Origin of the sequence: Bacillus cereus group sp. MYBK79-1 (assembly GCF_051915365.1) — a bacterium.
GTDB lineage: Bacteria > Bacillota > Bacilli > Bacillales > Bacillaceae_G > Bacillus_A.
The window spans coordinates 1-15570 of the sequence record NZ_JBQAEO010000014.1 but is presented as its reverse complement, the minus strand read 5'-3'; the positions used below and the strand labels follow the sequence as shown (position 1 = coordinate 15570).

Here is a 15570-nt window from a genome sequence, read left to right as displayed (position 1 = left end):
CAAGCGGTCTTTTCATTAGTTTGCTTTATAAAATTGTTGGACGGCCTCATCGATATAAACCCAGCCTTTCCAACCTAAGTGCATATGATCTTTTAAGAAGTATTTATCATACTCATGATTTGAGAAGTCGGCAATTGGATATCCAGCTTTCTCAATTTGCTCATGAACTTTCTTATAGTATAATTCGCGGCGTTCTTTCGGGAAGCCAGCGTAATCGTACCAAGGACCTTTTACAGGAACAGAAATGAAGAGTGGTTTTGCACCAGATTGTTTTAATAAATCAAGTACAATTTGTAAATCTTCATATTCTGGCGATTGATCATAAGCATCATTTTTTAAGTAGCCTTCACGTTGCTTTAATTTCTTCTTGATTTTGCTGTTGAAGTAACCATCTTCGATACCATATTCATTAGATCCAGATTCTGCTGCACCTGTTTGATCTGCATGTTTACGAGTTTCATCCCAGTTCATTTGTTTTAATGAAGGGTCAAGTTTTTCTTTATGCGGTTTAATATCAAACATTGCTGTAAATAAATCTTTGCGATCTAAAATGTTACGATAAATATAAGCAAAAGGTTTAGCAGCAAGTGCTTTTACTTTATGCTTTGTATCATCGTAAACGATACCTTCAAGCGAAATTTTAAGTAAAGTTTCTTTCTTAACAATCTCAAAGTTTAATAAACGCTTTGCAATTTGCTTTTTCATTTCAGGTTTTACATCATCGTTGAAAATGAAGTGGTAACCTTGTTGTTTTGAAAAGTTAGGTGCAAAGTGTGTTTCATCAATACCTTGTGGCACAAACCATTGCGGAGAAAGAACGAATACCATTTTCTTATCCTTCAATTGATCCATTGTAGATGCAAAGTTTAATACATGTACAAGGTCTTGTGTTCCACCGCGTCCAAGTAGGAATGGTGTGAATCCTTCAGGCTTTACTTTGAAATAATTTGATGGATGGTAAGCATCCATACGTGCGAATTCCGATGATCCATACATCGGAAGGTATTTTGAGTCTGCTAACATCTTTTGCTGTAAAATCATACTTTGAATCTTTTCTTCTTTTAAAGAAGTGGCAGCTTGTTCTACTTTTTCATCACTTAAAAGTGGAAGTAGGAAGCGCGTTGGAATAAGTAAGAATACAGCAAAAAGGGCCAATGCTAAAAGCATCGGACCAAATTTTGCTTTGTTCATCGGATTTCTTCCAACTTCTTAATAACCATGTTTGGAGTAGCCCACTCGTCACGGTCAAAATCAGAAATAGAAACTTCAATATCTAAACGCTCTTGGAATTCAACTAATAAAGATACTACAGCGAAAGAATCAAGAATACCTTCTTCAAATAATTGAACATCTAAGTTTTCTTTCACAATATCGTTTTCACATACTTCTTCTAAAATATCTAATACTTGCTCTTTGAATTCTGCCATTTTTAAAATCTCCTTTATATCCGAAATATATTATATGTGCAACTTCTTACTAGTTATAAGAAGGGTGCATTAAAAGTATCTGTTAAGGTGTCCAGAGAAAATTAGGAAACCGAAACATACAACGTGGAACGTAATTACAATCGCAAGGACGTGTGTAAATTTATTGTTTGGCCAAAACTTATGCTTCTTGTTTTTTCGTTCGAAAATGTCGAATAAAATGAACAGCGCGGCATGATATAGACCATAAATAATGTATTGATACACATGCTCACCAGTAATATGCCAAATTCCCATGATGAAAAAGTTTAAAAATGCACCGATATACGAAATTGTGTAACGGTTTTTAATTAACTTTTTCTTCGTTGCAAAAAAGACGAAACGCATGTAAATAAAATCACGGAACCAGAATGATAAACTCATGTGCCAGCGGTTCCAGAAGTCTTTAATGTTACGACTAATGAACGGTTTATTAAAGTTTTCTGGTGTTTTAATACCCATCATATAACTTACACCAATTACAAATGAGCTATAACCAGCAAAGTCGAAGAATAAATATAAGCTATAGCTATACATGTAAACCATATTGGATAGGATTGTATCTTGCTGAGCAAATGCCGGGTCCATAAAATATTGCTTTATTAAGTAAGCGATAATAAATTTATACAAGAAACCTTGGAAAATACGGTTTAATCCTGTATATAGTAAATTTTGATATTCTTCGGCGCTAGGTGGCTTTTGAATATCTTTTTGGAATCTGCGGTAGCGATCGATAGGTCCCGTTGAAATCGCAGGGAAGAATAAAACGAATTCCCAAAAATTAAAGAAGGAAAGTTCTTTAATTAAGCCATCACGAACTTCAAATACCATTTGCACTGCTCTAAATGTTACATAGGACATTCCTAAAAAGACAACAAATTTTAGTTCAGGAACAAATGGTGCGACTTTCGCCAAAATAAGTGGCAAAATCGATAAAATAACAGCTATACAAAATGTGAATGTACTATTCTTTTGTTTTCTTAAAAGTAAATAGCCTTTAATTAGGGCATATTGCCAAATAATAAATGCGGCTAACATAATCGCTTGCTTCGGTTTATCCGAGAAGATAATAGCAAGCATGACTAATGTTAAAACGGCATTATATTTACGCAACATTTTACCTTTTAATCCAGCTATGATAGTAGGTATTAATAAAATGCCCACTATAGCGAAAAAATAAAATGATCCATATGCGGTCATGCTGTAACCTCACTCAATAATTTTTTGCGATCTACCTTTCCATTTGGTGTCATTGGAATAGAAGATTGATACATGAATTTACGTGGAATCATGTAGTTTGGTAATCGCTCATTGAGTTCTTTTTTGATTGCAGATGTTAATTTGAATTCTTTTTCAAATGAATGTTCTCCAGGAACAACAACCGCTAATAAATAATCGTATTTCTCACCTTTTTTAATTGGAACGATAACTGCTCCTTCTACGTAAGAACACGCACGAAGGTGATGCTCAATTTCTTCTAATTCCATTCGATAACCATGCAGCTTAATTTGGAAATCAAGACGACCATTATAGAATAGAAGACCATTTTCAACATAGCCAGCATCGCCTGTTTTATAGGCGCGCTCACCGTCAATCATAGTAAATGCTTTTTCTGTTAATTCAGGGCTTCCTAAATATCCAACGCTTACGCTTGGACCGACAATTACGATTTCACCTTTTTCACCATCAGGTGCAATCGTGCCATCTTCTTTCATAATAAGAAGGCGACAGTCTGATTTACAGTATCCAACTGGAAGTGATTTGTATTGATCAAGTACTTCTTCTGTAATGTGAATACCTGTTACAGCGACAGTAGCTTCTGTTGGACCGTACGTATTCATAATTGTTGCTCTCGGGAAACGCTCAATTAATTTTCTAGCTATTTCATTTGGTAATACTTCACCACAGAATAAGAATGTTTTCATGTTTGGAAGCATACTTTCAGAGAAAGATGCTTCCATTAAACACATCTCTGCGAAAGATGGTGTTGAAGTCCATACTTGTATATCCGATTGCTCTAAAGAAGCAAACAAGTCTTTTGGACGTGCAATCATATCTTTATCGATTGCCCAAAGTGTACCACCTGTTACTAATGATGGGTAAATATCCATGACAGATAAATCGAATGAGAAAGGTGCTTGGTTTAAGAATACTTGCCCTGTTTGTAAGTTGAAATCTTCTACAGCCCATTGTGTAAAGCTTACAAGGCAGTTATAAGTAATCTGAACCCCTTTCGGATTACCTGTACTTCCTGATGTGTAAATAATGTAGAAGTTCTCATCACCTTTTACCGCATGTTCAGGATTTGGAATGTTCCCTTTATGAGTAAAGAAAATATCTTTTAAGTTGTTTTCACTTACAATGCGAACTGGTAAATCAGTTACAGTTACTTCTGCTGCTGCTGATAAAAGTAGTTTCGCACCAGAATTTTCAGCGATACGTTGTACACGATCAGCTGGGATAGATAAATCTACAGGAATATAAGCATGTCCAGCTTTTACACAACCTAAAAAGTTAATAATCATGTCAGGTTGCATATGGCCATACACCATAATTGGTGAACGATCATCTGGATACGCAGAAGAAATCCAATGTGCTAACGCATCAGAATCTTCCTTTAATTGTTTGTACGTAATTTTCGCATCTCGCCAAACAAAAGCGGTTTGATCAGGCGTTTCTGCAGCCCACTTTTCAATTTGTTCTAATAACTTCATAACGTTCCCACCCTAGAATTCATTGTAAATAAATGTACTTGTGTTTGTATCATGGAATCCATACAACCAAAGTAATGCAAATAAAATTGCAAGGTAATAAACCGTCTTTGCAACCCATTGTGTGAGTGGTCGAGACCATATCTCTTTTAATCTTTCCATGTCTTTCCCTCTCTTAATGAAATAATAGCTCTTTGTAGGTATCATGTCCTACATTATTGTGAAAAAAACAAAATTCCACATTTTAGGTAAAAATAAGTCAAAAGGCTCTTTTCTGATATTAGCACTAAATACTAAAAAAGAAAATCCCTAACTTAGCAATTATATTACATTCAGCATGAATTTGTAATGGGTTTGATATGTAAATAGGAAGTGGATTGTATGAATGTATAAAATTGGCCTGGAACAATGTATAGAAATGCAATATTTGTTTGTGTTTTTCATAGTCAATGTATGAATTCTTAAAGTTTCTTAAAAGGAGGAATCTCTAATGAAGAGGGTGTGGAAGGATTTTATTTCAGAAGACAACATTATGAAATGGAGACGGTATTTTCATAAACATCCGGAATTATCATTTCATGAAAAAGAAACTTCGCAATTTATATATGATACATTATGCTCATTTTCTTCTTTTGAAGTAACGAGACCGACGAAGTATAGTGTACTAGCAATTAAAAGAGGAACGGAACGAGGGAAAGTAGTTGCGATTCGGGCCGATATAGATGCTTTGCCAATTCAAGAAGAGACAAGGAAATCTTATACGTCTGTGAATAAGGGAGTGATGCATGCATGTGGGCATGATGCTCACGCAGCTATTTTACTAAGTACAGCAGAGGTACTATCAAATATAAAGGAAGATTTTGCAGGTGAGATTCGTCTATTCTTTCAGCACGCAGAAGAAGTGTATCCTGGCGGCGGACAAGAAATGGTTGAGGCAGGCGTGATGGATGGTGTTGATTATGTAATAGGTTTACATGTTATGTCAGGACTTGAGAGCGGGAAGATTGGAATTGCGTATGGGCCGATGATGGCGGCACCAGACGTATTTACAGTTGAAATTCAAGGGAAAGGAGGGCATGCAGCGAGGCCAGAAGAAACGATAGACCCTATTGCTATCGGAGCGCAGATTATTACAAATCTACAACATATCGTATCAAGAAATACAAGTGCTTTCATGCAAAGGGTCGTTTCAGTTACGCAGTTTCATGGGGGAATGGCTGATAATATCATTCCTAGTGTAGCAACTTTAATGGGAACTGTACGTTCATTTAATCAAGAGTTAAGAGTGGAAGCAGAAGAGAAAATTGAGAAAATCGTGAAAGGAATTACAAAAGCACATGGAGCAAATTATACATATACGTATCGATATGGATATGATCCGGTTATTAATGATGAATATATTACAAAAGTAGTAGAAGAAAGTGCACTACATTTGTTTGGGAATGAGTGTGTTGTGAAGCTGGAACCTTCTATGGGAGGAGAAGATTTTTCAGCATATTTAAGAAAAGCACCTGGTTGTTTCATTAAACTAGGAACAGGTAATGAAACGATAAATACTTGCTACCCGCATCATCATCCAAAATTTGATGTAGATGAATCCTCTCTAATTTATGGAGTGGAATTATTTCTAGAGACAGCGATAAGACTACTAAAATCATAAAAAAGTATAAAAAAAGGCAACTGCGCTCTATCGCAGTTGCTTTTATTTCTTTCCGTCAGAGAGGGCTGAGAAAGAACTATGCTCATTTATAGTATATGAATAGCTAACGGACAAGCTTGTACATTTTAATCATTTTTTTTAAAATAGTTATTGACATTGATAATCAATGTCAATTAATCTAAATGTAGTTGAAATTGATAATTATTATCAATAGGATGGATGCGACATGTTAATGAGAAAAAAATTTCACCTTCTGCGGAGGGGATTAAAAGATAAAAATAAAGATGTTGATCAGCATATGGAATGGCAACGAAATGTAATTCGTTCTGAATATGTAGATGAGAAGAAGAGCATTCAAACAGAAAAAGAGATACAAAGTAAAGGGAGAGGTTCAATTGAGTAAGTTAGTAATGATTTTTGCAAGTATGAGTGGAAATACAGAGGAAATGGCTGATCATATTGCCGGTGCAATTCGTGAAACAGAAAATGAAATTGAAGTTATCGATATTATGGATTCACCAGAAGCTTCTATATTAGAACAGTATGATGGAATTATTTTAGGTGCTTACACTTGGGGAGACGGTGACCTTCCTGATGATTTCTTAGATTTTTATGATGCAATGGATTCTATTGATTTAACTGGGAAAAAAGCGGTAGTATTCGGGTCATGTGATTCAGCTTATCCGAAATACGGTTTGGCGGTTGACATTTTAATAGAAAAGCTACAAGAGCGCGGAGCGGCAGTTGTGTTAGAAGGACTAAAAGTAGAATTAACGCCAGAAGATGAAGATGTAGAAAAATGTTTACAGTTTGGAGCTGAATTTGTAAAACACCTTTCTTAATGGCAGAAGGGAGATGAAGAGCAAGTGCACGAGAAAATCGCAATCAAAACGATGACAGATTATCATTTGTATGATTTTATGCGTTGTCCGCATAAATTTTATTTTCGTCATATAAAAAGAAGAGAACCTTCTTCGTTTGAATGGCAACAAATCGCACAAATGATTGTGAATCGAATTATTAACGAATATTACACACTACCTGCGGGCCAACAAACGAAAATCGTACTTTTAATATTAATAGAAAAGTATTGGAAAAAAGTAAGGATTAATATGTTTGCTTCGAAGACGGAGTATTATATTGTGTTAGCAAAGTTAACGGATCACTTATTACAGTTTGTTGAAAGAGATGATAGTCAGACACCGCCGTTATTTTTATATGAAAAATTTCAAACATATATGGAAGAGTTAGGTGTCCACATGTCATTGACATTAGAAGTTGGTGAGTGGAGTACTGAGTCGTTTGTAATTAAAAAGTATGTTGTCGATGCGGATGAGGAAATGCTTGCTCTTTGTCAGAAGCTAATGACAGTATTCAGTTATAAAGCTTTCGGCATTCTTCCAGGCAAAATTGAAGTTATTAATTTAATAGAAGGAACTAAGTATGAGTACATTTCGAAACAGGAAGATATTATAACTGGAATGGCTGATTTATCTAGAATGAAAGAAATGTTGCAGCAACCTGAACACTATACAGAGCGTCATTTTCGTTCTGAGTGTATAAGTTGTGCGTTTCGTAGTGAATGCCAAGGGGAAGAAGCAAAGAAAGAAGCGAAGCAAAAGAAAAATATCGTACATTAAAGGATGCAACTTTGCATCCTTTTTTATTATTGACATGAAAAGCTTTTCATCATTTACCGTATATTTGTAGCAGATTTTTATAAAGGGAGGAATAATCAATGAGAGATGAAACGAAAGTATTTCAATGGTTAAAAGAACAGAATGCTCCTTTTGAGATTCAACTGCAAATTTTACAAGCATTTCAACTGTATCAAGTCATTGTTGAAATGGATAAAAAGTTAATGATGTATGAGGAGAGAGAGTATAGGGAGAGAATGTAATCTCATCCCTGTAGTATTACTTTCAATTGTCCTGTACCCGCTAGGAATGCAAGTTCATTCTTTGTTTCAAAGCTATAAATAATATTATGTAGTAAAGGACTGTACTGATAAAAACTCGTGATGCGGTGAATGAGTAGTGGATCATCGTGTGAAATAAGCGTACTGTATTGTTCATATACAGATGTAGTAAATTCACGTCCGAAATCATAATATAGCCCAGCAAAATCAAAAGCAGGATCGCCAATTTGAGCATCACCAAAATCGATAATCCCTGAAATGTTTTTGTTCTGCTTATTAAATAAAATGTGATGATGTGTAAAATCAGCGTGAATAATTGTATTTTGAAAATTGGTTGTATCGATAAAAGTAAAGAAATTTTCGAATAAACGATTTAAAGATGATTTCTGTAACGAAGTAAGACTATTAGTAACATACTGATTTAACTTAGTTTGTAGCTCTTTCCAGTAGGTAAGTGTTTTTTCAACAGGGAATCCTAACGCTTTCACACGTTTTAAAGGAATACTATGTAGAGCCGCAAGGAAGGTGGCTAATTGTGTAATAAGTACTTTCCGTTCTTGTTTTTCTAGTGTAGTAACTATTTCTGTTTTTAACGGTTCACCATGAATGAGAGTATAGTAACTGCAAAGTGGAATAGTATCAGTATCCTTTTTATAGAATAGGTGATACTTTGGAACCTCAATTTCATGTAGTGAATAAGAGAGCAGTGTGCATAATTCGTTTTCTAACGGAATTCGCATTGCATATTCCTGTTTTCTAGGGAAACGAAACAGTAGCTCATCATTTACTATAACCGCTACATTATCCCATCCTTCTTCATTTTGTTTATATGAATGTATAGAAAGATTAGGCAAAGCATCTTTTATATACTGTTTGTAAGAGTCCATAATTGTTCCTCATTTCTAAGTTCATTTATTCCATTTTATGATATCAGAATTTTCTTTCTATATGTTAAAATATAACTATCATTATGAAGAAGGGCGGGAGTATTACGAAGAAAAGACTATTCATCATTTCTCTATGTATCGCTTTTGGATTGTTTTGGTCATATAAAGAAGAGGTTTTTGCTAGCTTTAAACCGATTGATCAGTACGGATTAAATAATGAATTAAAGAACAAAAGTATAGAAGCTTTAACTCATAATGAAATGAAAAAGGTAGGAGAACATTTTGTGACAGAGCAATTATCAGTGTTTGAGCTTAATAATAAAGAAGATGTGAAACGAAAAGGTGAAGAACTATTTGTAAATAGAGGATATGAACAATTAATAGGAAATTATTATCCAAATCGGTTTCGGGATTTAGAGTATAAATTTATAAACGAGGACATACGTGAAGTGACGGATGAAAGTTTTCGTTATCAAACTGCAGCGTACGTTGCGGGTACTGAAAATGGTAAGAGAAGCGAAATGAAATTGAATTATGAAATGAAAATTGTAAAGGTTAATAATATATTTAAGGTGTTAGAACAAAAGCAGTATGTACAATAAAGTGCCACAAATAGCCGATAAAAAAATCCCCCAGTTCTTTGAGGGATTTTAAAGATTTTCATTTTGTTGACCAAGTTCTTTTTGAGCAATATATAAATTTCCTTGCTCGACTTGTTTCTGCGTAAGAACAGAATCACCTGCATATCCTTTTTCTGTTTTTACAGTTCTTTTTGAACGATTGGAATCTTGTTTCTTCATATAATAAATCACCTTCCATCAAAAATAAACGAAAATGATAAGCACAAGTAATACAGCAGCGAAAATGGTAATACCCATTAAAAACGAAGTGTTTTTATATTTAGGTGGCTTATGTACATCTTGCCGATATCCAGGTGAAATTTCAGGGGCGAATTCTTCATCGAATGATTGCTTTTTTTCTTTTTCGTCCATATGTATCCACCTTTCTTTTTCATTATGTTATACGTTCATAGAAAAAATATGCATAAAGAAAACCACCCTCTATCGTGAGCGGTGGTTTTCTGTTGTATATTGTCTTTGCACTTGAAAGAGACGGACAAGAAGGAAGATAGCGCCAAATGCTAGACCGATAATAAGGCCAATCCAATATCCTTTTGCTGCCCAGTCCGTATACGTTGCTAATATGTAACCGAGAGGGAGACCTATTACCCAATAAGCGATTAATGTCATAATTAAGGCAACATTTACGTCTTTATAACCACGTAGTGCCCCTTGTACAGGCGTTGCAATTGCATCTGAAATTTGAAATAAAATCGCAAATATAAGAAATTCTTTTGCTAAATGATGAACTTGTACATCTGTTGTATAAATAGAAGCAATTTCATCATCAAAGAAGTAAAGAAGAATGGAATATAATAGGGCGAATGCAAGCGCTAAGCCAATCCCGATAAATCCATATTGTTTTGCGTTATCATATCGCTTTGCTCCCACTTCAAATCCAACAGCGATGGTCATTGCCATTGCTAAACTTAAAGGAGTCATATATAACAAGGAAGCGAAGTTCATAGCTGCTTGATGAGCTGCAATTGTTGTCGTGCTAAAATTACTCATCATAAGTGTTACAGCAGCGAAAATACTCGTTTCAAAAAAGATAGCAAATCCGATAGGGACGCCAAGTTTTAAGAATTCTTTCCAACTCGAAAGAGAAGGACGATATAATTGTTTAAAGATATGGAAAGATGCGAAAGGCTCTTTCGTACGAATAATGATAACTGTAATAATTAAAATGCACCAATAGGTTGCTGCAGAAGCAATTGCTGCTCCGACACCACCGAGTTTTGGAAAACCGAAATGACCGAAAATTAATACATAATTTAATACTACGTTAATTGGTAATGATAGTAATGTAATGATCATCGTTGTACGAGTTTTTCCTAATGCATCAATAAATCCGCGTAAAACAGTGTAAGTAAATAAGGGAATAATTCCAATTGCAATAATACTTAAAAACTGTGCTGCAATACGTTCCACAGGTTCTTCTAATCGCATGCCGTTTAAAATAGGTGTAACAGCGAAGAATCCGATAAGGATAACAACAAAACTAGCACAAATTGCTAAATATACTGCTTGTATAACAACGTGAGGAACATCCTCTTTTTTCTTAGATCCAACAAGTTGTGCAACAATTGGAGTAGTGGCCATCAAAATTCCAGTTAATCCCGTACTAACTGGAATCCATATACTCGTTCCGATTGCAACACCTGCTAAATCAATGGGGCTTGCATGTCCTGACATTGTCGTATCGAAAAAACTCATTGCAAATAATGACATTTGCGTAACGAAAATCGGGAAAAATAGCAATACAAATTGCTTTAATTTTTGTGAGAATGAATTAGTTTCTTTCATAAAATCCCCTTTCCGCTAAAAAAACAAACTCTTACTATCATACAATTTAATCAAAAAATAGAAAAGAAATACGCGTATACAACATGTACAATCAATAAAAAAAAGATGCACTTTAAAAGGGGATAAGGTATTATGATAAGGTGTGAAAAATTACATATTCGTTATTAAGGAGGCACTACTTGTGGCTGATTGGTTAATTGGTTTAATCATGGGTGCTGTTGAAGGGTTAACAGAGTTTTTACCAGTATCATCAACAGGGCATATGATTTTAACAGGACATTTACTTGGATTTGACGACGAGAGAGCGAAAGTTTTTGAAGTTGTTATTCAATTGGGATCGATTTTAGCAGTTGTCGTTATATTTTGGAAGAGACTATGGTCTTTAGTCGGTATAGGGAAAGTAACTGACGGACCATCGTTAAATTTATTACATATTATTATCGGGATGATTCCTGCCGGCGTACTTGGCGTATTGTTCCATAGTACAATTAAAGAAGTTTTATTTGGACCAGGACCAGTTGTCATTAGCTTAGTAGCTGGCGGTATTTTAATGATTGTTGCTGAGAAGTTTTCAAAACCAAGTACAGCAAGAACATTAGATGAAATCACATATAAACAAGCATTTACAATCGGAATGTTCCAATGTTTAGCGCTTTGGCCAGGATTTTCTCGTTCTGGTTCTACAATAAGTGGTGGTTTATTAGCTCGCGTGTCACATACAGCGGCGGCTGAATATACATTCATTTTAGCGGTACCAATGATGGTAGCTGCAAGTGGCTTAGATTTAATTAAAAGCTGGGATATATTAAGTGCGGCTGATATACCATTATTTGCAACAGGATTTATTACAGCATTCGTTGTTGCGATGCTTGCAATTGTTTCATTCTTAAAATTATTATCTCGTGTAAAACTAACACCGTTTGCTTATTACCGTTTCATTTTAGCTGCGGTATTCTATTTCTTCATTATGTAATAAAAAAACTGCCGAACTCGGCAGTTTTTTATTTTACTACTTTTTCCATCATATTTTCCATTACATGTTCCCAAAGAGAAGTATCATCAGCTAATGTAGCACGGAAATTAGCGTACATTTCTTTTTGTTTCTCTTCGAATGTTGGATCTTCTTTTTCAGGTAATGTAGCGCGCATTGAAGTTACTAACTCTTGTACTTTTGGAGCGCGTGGTCCCCAAACGGCTTGTTCATTTCCATCTTTATCAATGAAAATAAAGATTGGAATGGCACGTGCTGTTCCATTTGTTAAATATTGATCCATTAATTCTAAGTTTTCATCGCGAATTAATAATGACATTTCAATATTTGCAACTTCAGAAATTCGTTTCATAACAGGTACGCATAAAAGAGCATCACCACACCAATCAGCTGTTAATACGATAACACGCCATCCGTCATTTTGGCGTTCTTCTAATACAGGAAGTAATTCATTTGGAATTAAAAAGTTATTGTAAATGTGCAGTAGCTCGTATTGATTTACTTTCATTTCATTCACATATGTATCAAAGGACATACCTTTATCAGCCCATTGTTGTAAGTTCATAAATAACACCTCTTTAGTATAATTTATTTTCATTGTACCAATTTTTATATAGAAAAGCTTGTATTCTTACTCTTTCTTGTCACTTAATAATTTACTTAATAGGAAAAGGAATAGTACGACACATAATTCAGCAATGTTGGATAGTTGTACGCTCTCTATCCAATCGTCGGCAGTATGAATGACGAACCAATCTAGCGTAATTTCAATGATTGAGAGCAGAGCGATTGAGAGCCAATTGGGTATGCTTGTCATTATTGGATGTAGAAGCACTTTAAAGAAAATGAATATAAAATATGTAATGCCATCTAATAAAAGAATAAGTAAAAAAAAGAGTAGTAGAGCTGTTCTTGATGAATATTCTATACCTGTAATTTGAAAGATCCCTACATATACAAAGAATATAAAGGCAAAAATTATAATGAGAAACAGAATAACAAAACCAATAATCAAAGTCTTATCTTTTAGATTGAGATTAGAAAATTTTTCTTCTTCACTCACTACTCCAACTCCTTTTTCTGGAAAATCAACTTTATTGTACCATGAAATATCTATTAAAAAACTACGAATTATGGGAAAATAAGGTGACAAAAAGTAAGATTTCATGTAAGATTATTAATAAGGTTTTTATTTAACTAAATGAAATAAAAGGGGCTGTCAAAGTTGTCTCAAAATCGAGAGCAATTAATGGAAGAACTATCGACAAATGTTTTTGCTATGTTCCGCACGTTGCGTAATGATATTGGAAAAATATTTGGTGGTTACATACCGTGGAATGAGTTCATCGTCCTTAGAATATTGAATCGTACGAATAAAGAAATGGTATCACGTGTAGCGAATGAGTTAAATGTGTCGAATAGTCATATTACAGCTGTTACAGAAAAATTAATTAATAAAGGTTTTGTAACTCGTTCACGTTCTACGTCAGATCGACGAGTTGTATATTTGGAGATTACAGAACAAGGAAAAGATTTAGTTGCGAAAATGGAAGGTGCGAAAAAACAATATTTACAAGAAAGATTTTCTACGCTTTCAGAAGAAGAAATGAATATAATGATATCTATTTCTAAAAAACTTATTTAAGTCATTATTAGTAAGAAAACGCTTACGAAATAAAGGTGAAGACTTTCCTTATATGAGGAAGGTCTTCTTTCGTATGTAAAAGATTATAAAAAAGAAAATCTGTAACATACTACTAGTAAAGAAAGGGGGCAGAAATATGACAAATCGAAATGGTAGTAAAGGGAGCGGAAATCAAGGCTCACCGAAATCAGGGCAATTTCAGCAAGAGTTTAGTTCTGAATTTGAGACTGGTAATGATAATAAAGGAAAAGAATATCGTTCGAAAAAAGGAAGTAAATCAAAAAAGGAGTGAAATAATTCACTCCTTTTTTGATTTAAGATGCTGCAGATTGATCCGTATTATATTTTTCTTCTGATTTTGCGACAATCATTGCGCAAATTGCATCACCAGAAATATTTACAGCTGTTCTTGACATATCTAGAATGCGGTCAATACCGATAATTAAGGCAATACCTTCTACTGGTAGATTTACTTGATTTAAAACCATTGTCAGCATTACAAGTCCAACACCTGGTACACCAGCAGTGCCGATACTAGCTAGTACAGCAGTTAATACGACCATAGCTAGCTGGGGGAGTGTAAGTTCAACTCCGTATACTTGAGCGATAAATACAGTTGCTACGCCTTGCATAATGGCAGTACCGTCCATATTAATTGTTGCACCTAGTGGTTGTACAAAAGAACTTATCGCTTTTGGAACACCAAGTTTTTCTTGTGCGGTTTTCATTGCAAATGGAAGAGATGCATTAGAGCTAGATGTACTAAACCCAATTGCCATTACTGGCCCGAAATGTTTAAAGAAACGGACAATACTTTCTTTTGCTAATACCTTTAATAATCCGCCATATACGAAGATGCCGTGAATAATAAGTACTAGCATAACGACAATCATATACTTGAACATCGCAGCGACGCCTGCAAGACCCATTTTCCCAACGGATGAAGCGAGCAAGCCAAATGTTCCAATTGGAGCTAATTTCATAACGAGATTAACGAGATACATCATTAATTCGTTGCCCTGTTCAAGTAATGAATGAATACCTTGAACTCGTTTTCCTAAAACAGCTAAACCGAGTCCGATTAATGCGGCAAAGGCAATGATTTGTAACATGTTACCATCAGCCATCGCTTTTGCTGGATTATCTGGCACGATGTTAAGTAGCGTGTCGACGAAAGAAGTTTCAGTTTTTGCACCTTCATAAGTAAGACCTTCTGTTTTGAAATTACCTCCAGTCCCTGGTTTTACAATAAGTGCAAATGTAATTGCAATTGAAATTGCAATTGCTGTTGTTGTAAGAAAGAATGAAATAGATTTTAAACCAATTCTTCCAAGTTGTTTTGGATCGCCAAGACCAGCAGCCCCAAGTACGATGGAAATAAATACAACAGGAACAACTAGCATTTTAATGAGGCGAATAAACAACTGACCGAGTGGATTGAACACATACTCATTTAATGGTTCAAAAATAGACGGTGCAGTTAAATTTAAAGTGAGTCCAACAACTAGGCCAAGAAACAATGCGATTAGGATAGCTTTTGTTTGCTTCAATAAAAATCCCCCTTATCCTTATAAAGTTACTTTATAAGGTGATTATACTGAAAATATAAAGGGATGACAATATATTCTGAAAATTTATAATGGAAAAATATTTTTCTGGAATAGAAATAGGGATGAATAATGTTGTTTTTATAGATTGGTGAAACAAGTATGTATGTTGAAAAATAGCGGCAAGAAATAAAAAATAAGGCCATCATATATGATGGCCTAGGGAAGGGGACAATTTATGTCAATTTAATTAGGGATGGAAAGCTGTTCAAGACACTGGGGAATGTCTTATAAATTAGGGAGGAACAGCTTCGATATATAT

The 15570-nt window shown here is 34.6% G+C and carries 21 protein-coding genes; 9 read left to right on the top strand and 12 right to left on the bottom strand.

Features of this window, described 5'->3' with window-relative positions:
• Positions 1–15: 15 nt before the first annotated feature.
• The 5 genes from dltD to ACTFOB_RS19835 form a co-directional block, all read right to left on the bottom strand.
• Positions 16–1191, bottom strand: a complete 1176-nt coding sequence (gene dltD, locus ACTFOB_RS19855; protein ID WP_429598895.1) for a D-alanyl-lipoteichoic acid biosynthesis protein DltD — start codon at positions 1189–1191, stop codon at positions 16–18.
• Positions 1188–1427 carry a D-alanine--poly(phosphoribitol) ligase subunit DltC gene (gene dltC / locus ACTFOB_RS19850; protein WP_000807310.1) on the bottom strand — a complete coding sequence of 80 codons (240 nt, stop codon included), beginning with the start codon at positions 1425–1427 and terminating at the stop codon, positions 1188–1190. The genes dltD and dltC overlap by 4 nt, the downstream gene beginning before the upstream one ends.
• A 69-nt stretch (positions 1428–1496) precedes the next feature.
• A complete protein-coding gene (gene dltB / locus ACTFOB_RS19845) occupies positions 1497–2663 on the bottom strand; it encodes a D-alanyl-lipoteichoic acid biosynthesis protein DltB (protein ID WP_440025299.1) in 1167 nt (388 codons plus the stop codon).
• Positions 2660–4177 (bottom strand): D-alanine--poly(phosphoribitol) ligase subunit DltA, encoded by a 1518-nt coding sequence (gene dltA / locus ACTFOB_RS19840; protein WP_440025297.1) that lies wholly within the window; start codon positions 4175–4177, stop codon positions 2660–2662. The genes dltB and dltA overlap by 4 nt, the downstream gene beginning before the upstream one ends.
• 12 nt (positions 4178–4189) lie before the next feature.
• Entirely contained in the window at positions 4190–4336 is a 147-nt protein-coding gene (locus ACTFOB_RS19835) for a teichoic acid D-Ala incorporation-associated protein DltX (protein WP_000440293.1), read from the bottom strand.
• Positions 4337–4664: 328 nt separating this feature from the next.
• Here ACTFOB_RS19835 and amaA point away from each other — a divergent pair, with 328 nt between their 5' ends.
• The 5 genes from amaA to ACTFOB_RS19810 all read left to right on the top strand — a co-directional run bounded on the left by amaA (position 4665) and on the right by ACTFOB_RS19810 (position 7734).
• Entirely contained in the window at positions 4665–5834 is a 1170-nt protein-coding gene (gene amaA, locus ACTFOB_RS19830) for an N-acyl-aliphatic-L-amino acid amidohydrolase (RefSeq protein WP_440025295.1), read from the top strand.
• A gap of 226 nt (positions 5835–6060) precedes the next feature.
• Positions 6061–6237 (top strand): hypothetical protein, encoded by a 177-nt coding sequence (locus tag ACTFOB_RS19825; protein WP_440025294.1) that lies wholly within the window; start codon positions 6061–6063, stop codon positions 6235–6237.
• A complete protein-coding gene (locus tag ACTFOB_RS19820) occupies positions 6230–6676 on the top strand; it encodes a flavodoxin (protein ID WP_440025293.1) in 447 nt (148 codons plus the stop codon). Before ACTFOB_RS19825 ends, ACTFOB_RS19820 begins: the two co-directional genes overlap by 8 nt.
• A 24-nt stretch (positions 6677–6700) precedes the next feature.
• Positions 6701–7474 carry a hypothetical protein gene (locus ACTFOB_RS19815; protein ID WP_440025292.1) on the top strand — a complete coding sequence of 258 codons (774 nt, stop codon included), beginning with the start codon at positions 6701–6703 and terminating at the stop codon, positions 7472–7474.
• A gap of 98 nt (positions 7475–7572) precedes the next feature.
• Positions 7573–7734, top strand: coding sequence for a hypothetical protein (locus tag ACTFOB_RS19810; RefSeq protein WP_440025291.1), 162 nt, complete (start codon positions 7573–7575; stop codon positions 7732–7734).
• 2 nt (positions 7735–7736) lie between these two features.
• On the opposite strand, the gene ACTFOB_RS19805 is transcribed toward ACTFOB_RS19810, so the two are convergent.
• On the bottom strand, positions 7737–8639 hold the full coding sequence (locus ACTFOB_RS19805) for an aminoglycoside phosphotransferase family protein (RefSeq protein WP_440025290.1): 903 nt from the start codon (positions 8637–8639) through the stop codon (positions 7737–7739).
• An 83-nt stretch (positions 8640–8722) separates the two neighbouring features.
• Here ACTFOB_RS19805 and ACTFOB_RS19800 point away from each other — a divergent pair, with 83 nt between their 5' ends.
• A complete protein-coding gene (locus ACTFOB_RS19800; RefSeq protein WP_440025289.1) occupies positions 8723–9241 on the top strand; it encodes a biotin transporter BioY in 519 nt (172 codons plus the stop codon).
• 48 nt (positions 9242–9289) lie between these two features.
• Here ACTFOB_RS19800 and ACTFOB_RS19795 read toward each other — a convergent pair whose 3' ends face one another.
• From ACTFOB_RS19795 to ACTFOB_RS19785, 3 genes are all read right to left on the bottom strand, one after another.
• Positions 9290–9439 carry a hypothetical protein gene (locus ACTFOB_RS19795; protein ID WP_000743739.1) on the bottom strand — a complete coding sequence of 50 codons (150 nt, stop codon included), beginning with the start codon at positions 9437–9439 and terminating at the stop codon, positions 9290–9292.
• Between the two features lie 18 nt (positions 9440–9457).
• The gene (locus ACTFOB_RS19790; RefSeq protein ID WP_000343559.1) at positions 9458–9631 is read right to left on the bottom strand and encodes a hypothetical protein; all 174 of its coding nucleotides are present in this window, start codon (positions 9629–9631) and stop codon (positions 9458–9460) included.
• Positions 9632–9700: 69 nt separating this feature from the next.
• Entirely contained in the window at positions 9701–11065 is a 1365-nt protein-coding gene (locus tag ACTFOB_RS19785; protein ID WP_440025288.1) for an MATE family efflux transporter, read from the bottom strand.
• A 181-nt stretch (positions 11066–11246) separates the two neighbouring features.
• On the opposite strand from ACTFOB_RS19785, the gene uppP reads away from it, so the two are divergent.
• Positions 11247–12038: a bacitracin resistance undecaprenyl-diphosphatase gene (uppP, locus tag ACTFOB_RS19780; RefSeq protein WP_440025287.1), complete on the top strand. Its 792-nt coding sequence runs from the start codon at positions 11247–11249 to the stop codon at positions 12036–12038.
• 28 nt (positions 12039–12066) lie between these two features.
• On the opposite strand, the gene ACTFOB_RS19775 is transcribed toward uppP, so the two are convergent.
• Positions 12067–12654: a thioredoxin family protein gene (locus ACTFOB_RS19775; RefSeq protein WP_440025285.1), complete on the bottom strand. Its 588-nt coding sequence runs from the start codon at positions 12652–12654 to the stop codon at positions 12067–12069.
• A 33-nt stretch (positions 12655–12687) separates the two neighbouring features.
• The gene (locus ACTFOB_RS19770) at positions 12688–13119 is read right to left on the bottom strand and encodes a YrvL family regulatory protein (protein ID WP_440025284.1); all 432 of its coding nucleotides are present in this window, start codon (positions 13117–13119) and stop codon (positions 12688–12690) included.
• Positions 13120–13281: 162 nt separating this feature from the next.
• Between ACTFOB_RS19770 and ACTFOB_RS19765 the strand changes: the two genes are divergently transcribed.
• Entirely contained in the window at positions 13282–13701 is a 420-nt protein-coding gene (locus ACTFOB_RS19765) for a MarR family winged helix-turn-helix transcriptional regulator (protein ID WP_000081439.1), read from the top strand.
• A 136-nt stretch (positions 13702–13837) separates the two neighbouring features.
• Positions 13838–13993, top strand: a complete 156-nt coding sequence (locus ACTFOB_RS19760; protein WP_042982698.1) for a hypothetical protein — start codon at positions 13838–13840, stop codon at positions 13991–13993.
• Between the two features lie 22 nt (positions 13994–14015).
• On the opposite strand, the gene ACTFOB_RS19755 is transcribed toward ACTFOB_RS19760, so the two are convergent.
• On the bottom strand, positions 14016–15251 hold the full coding sequence (locus tag ACTFOB_RS19755; protein ID WP_440025283.1) for a dicarboxylate/amino acid:cation symporter: 1236 nt from the start codon (positions 15249–15251) through the stop codon (positions 14016–14018).
• Positions 15252–15570: the final 319 nt, after the last annotated feature.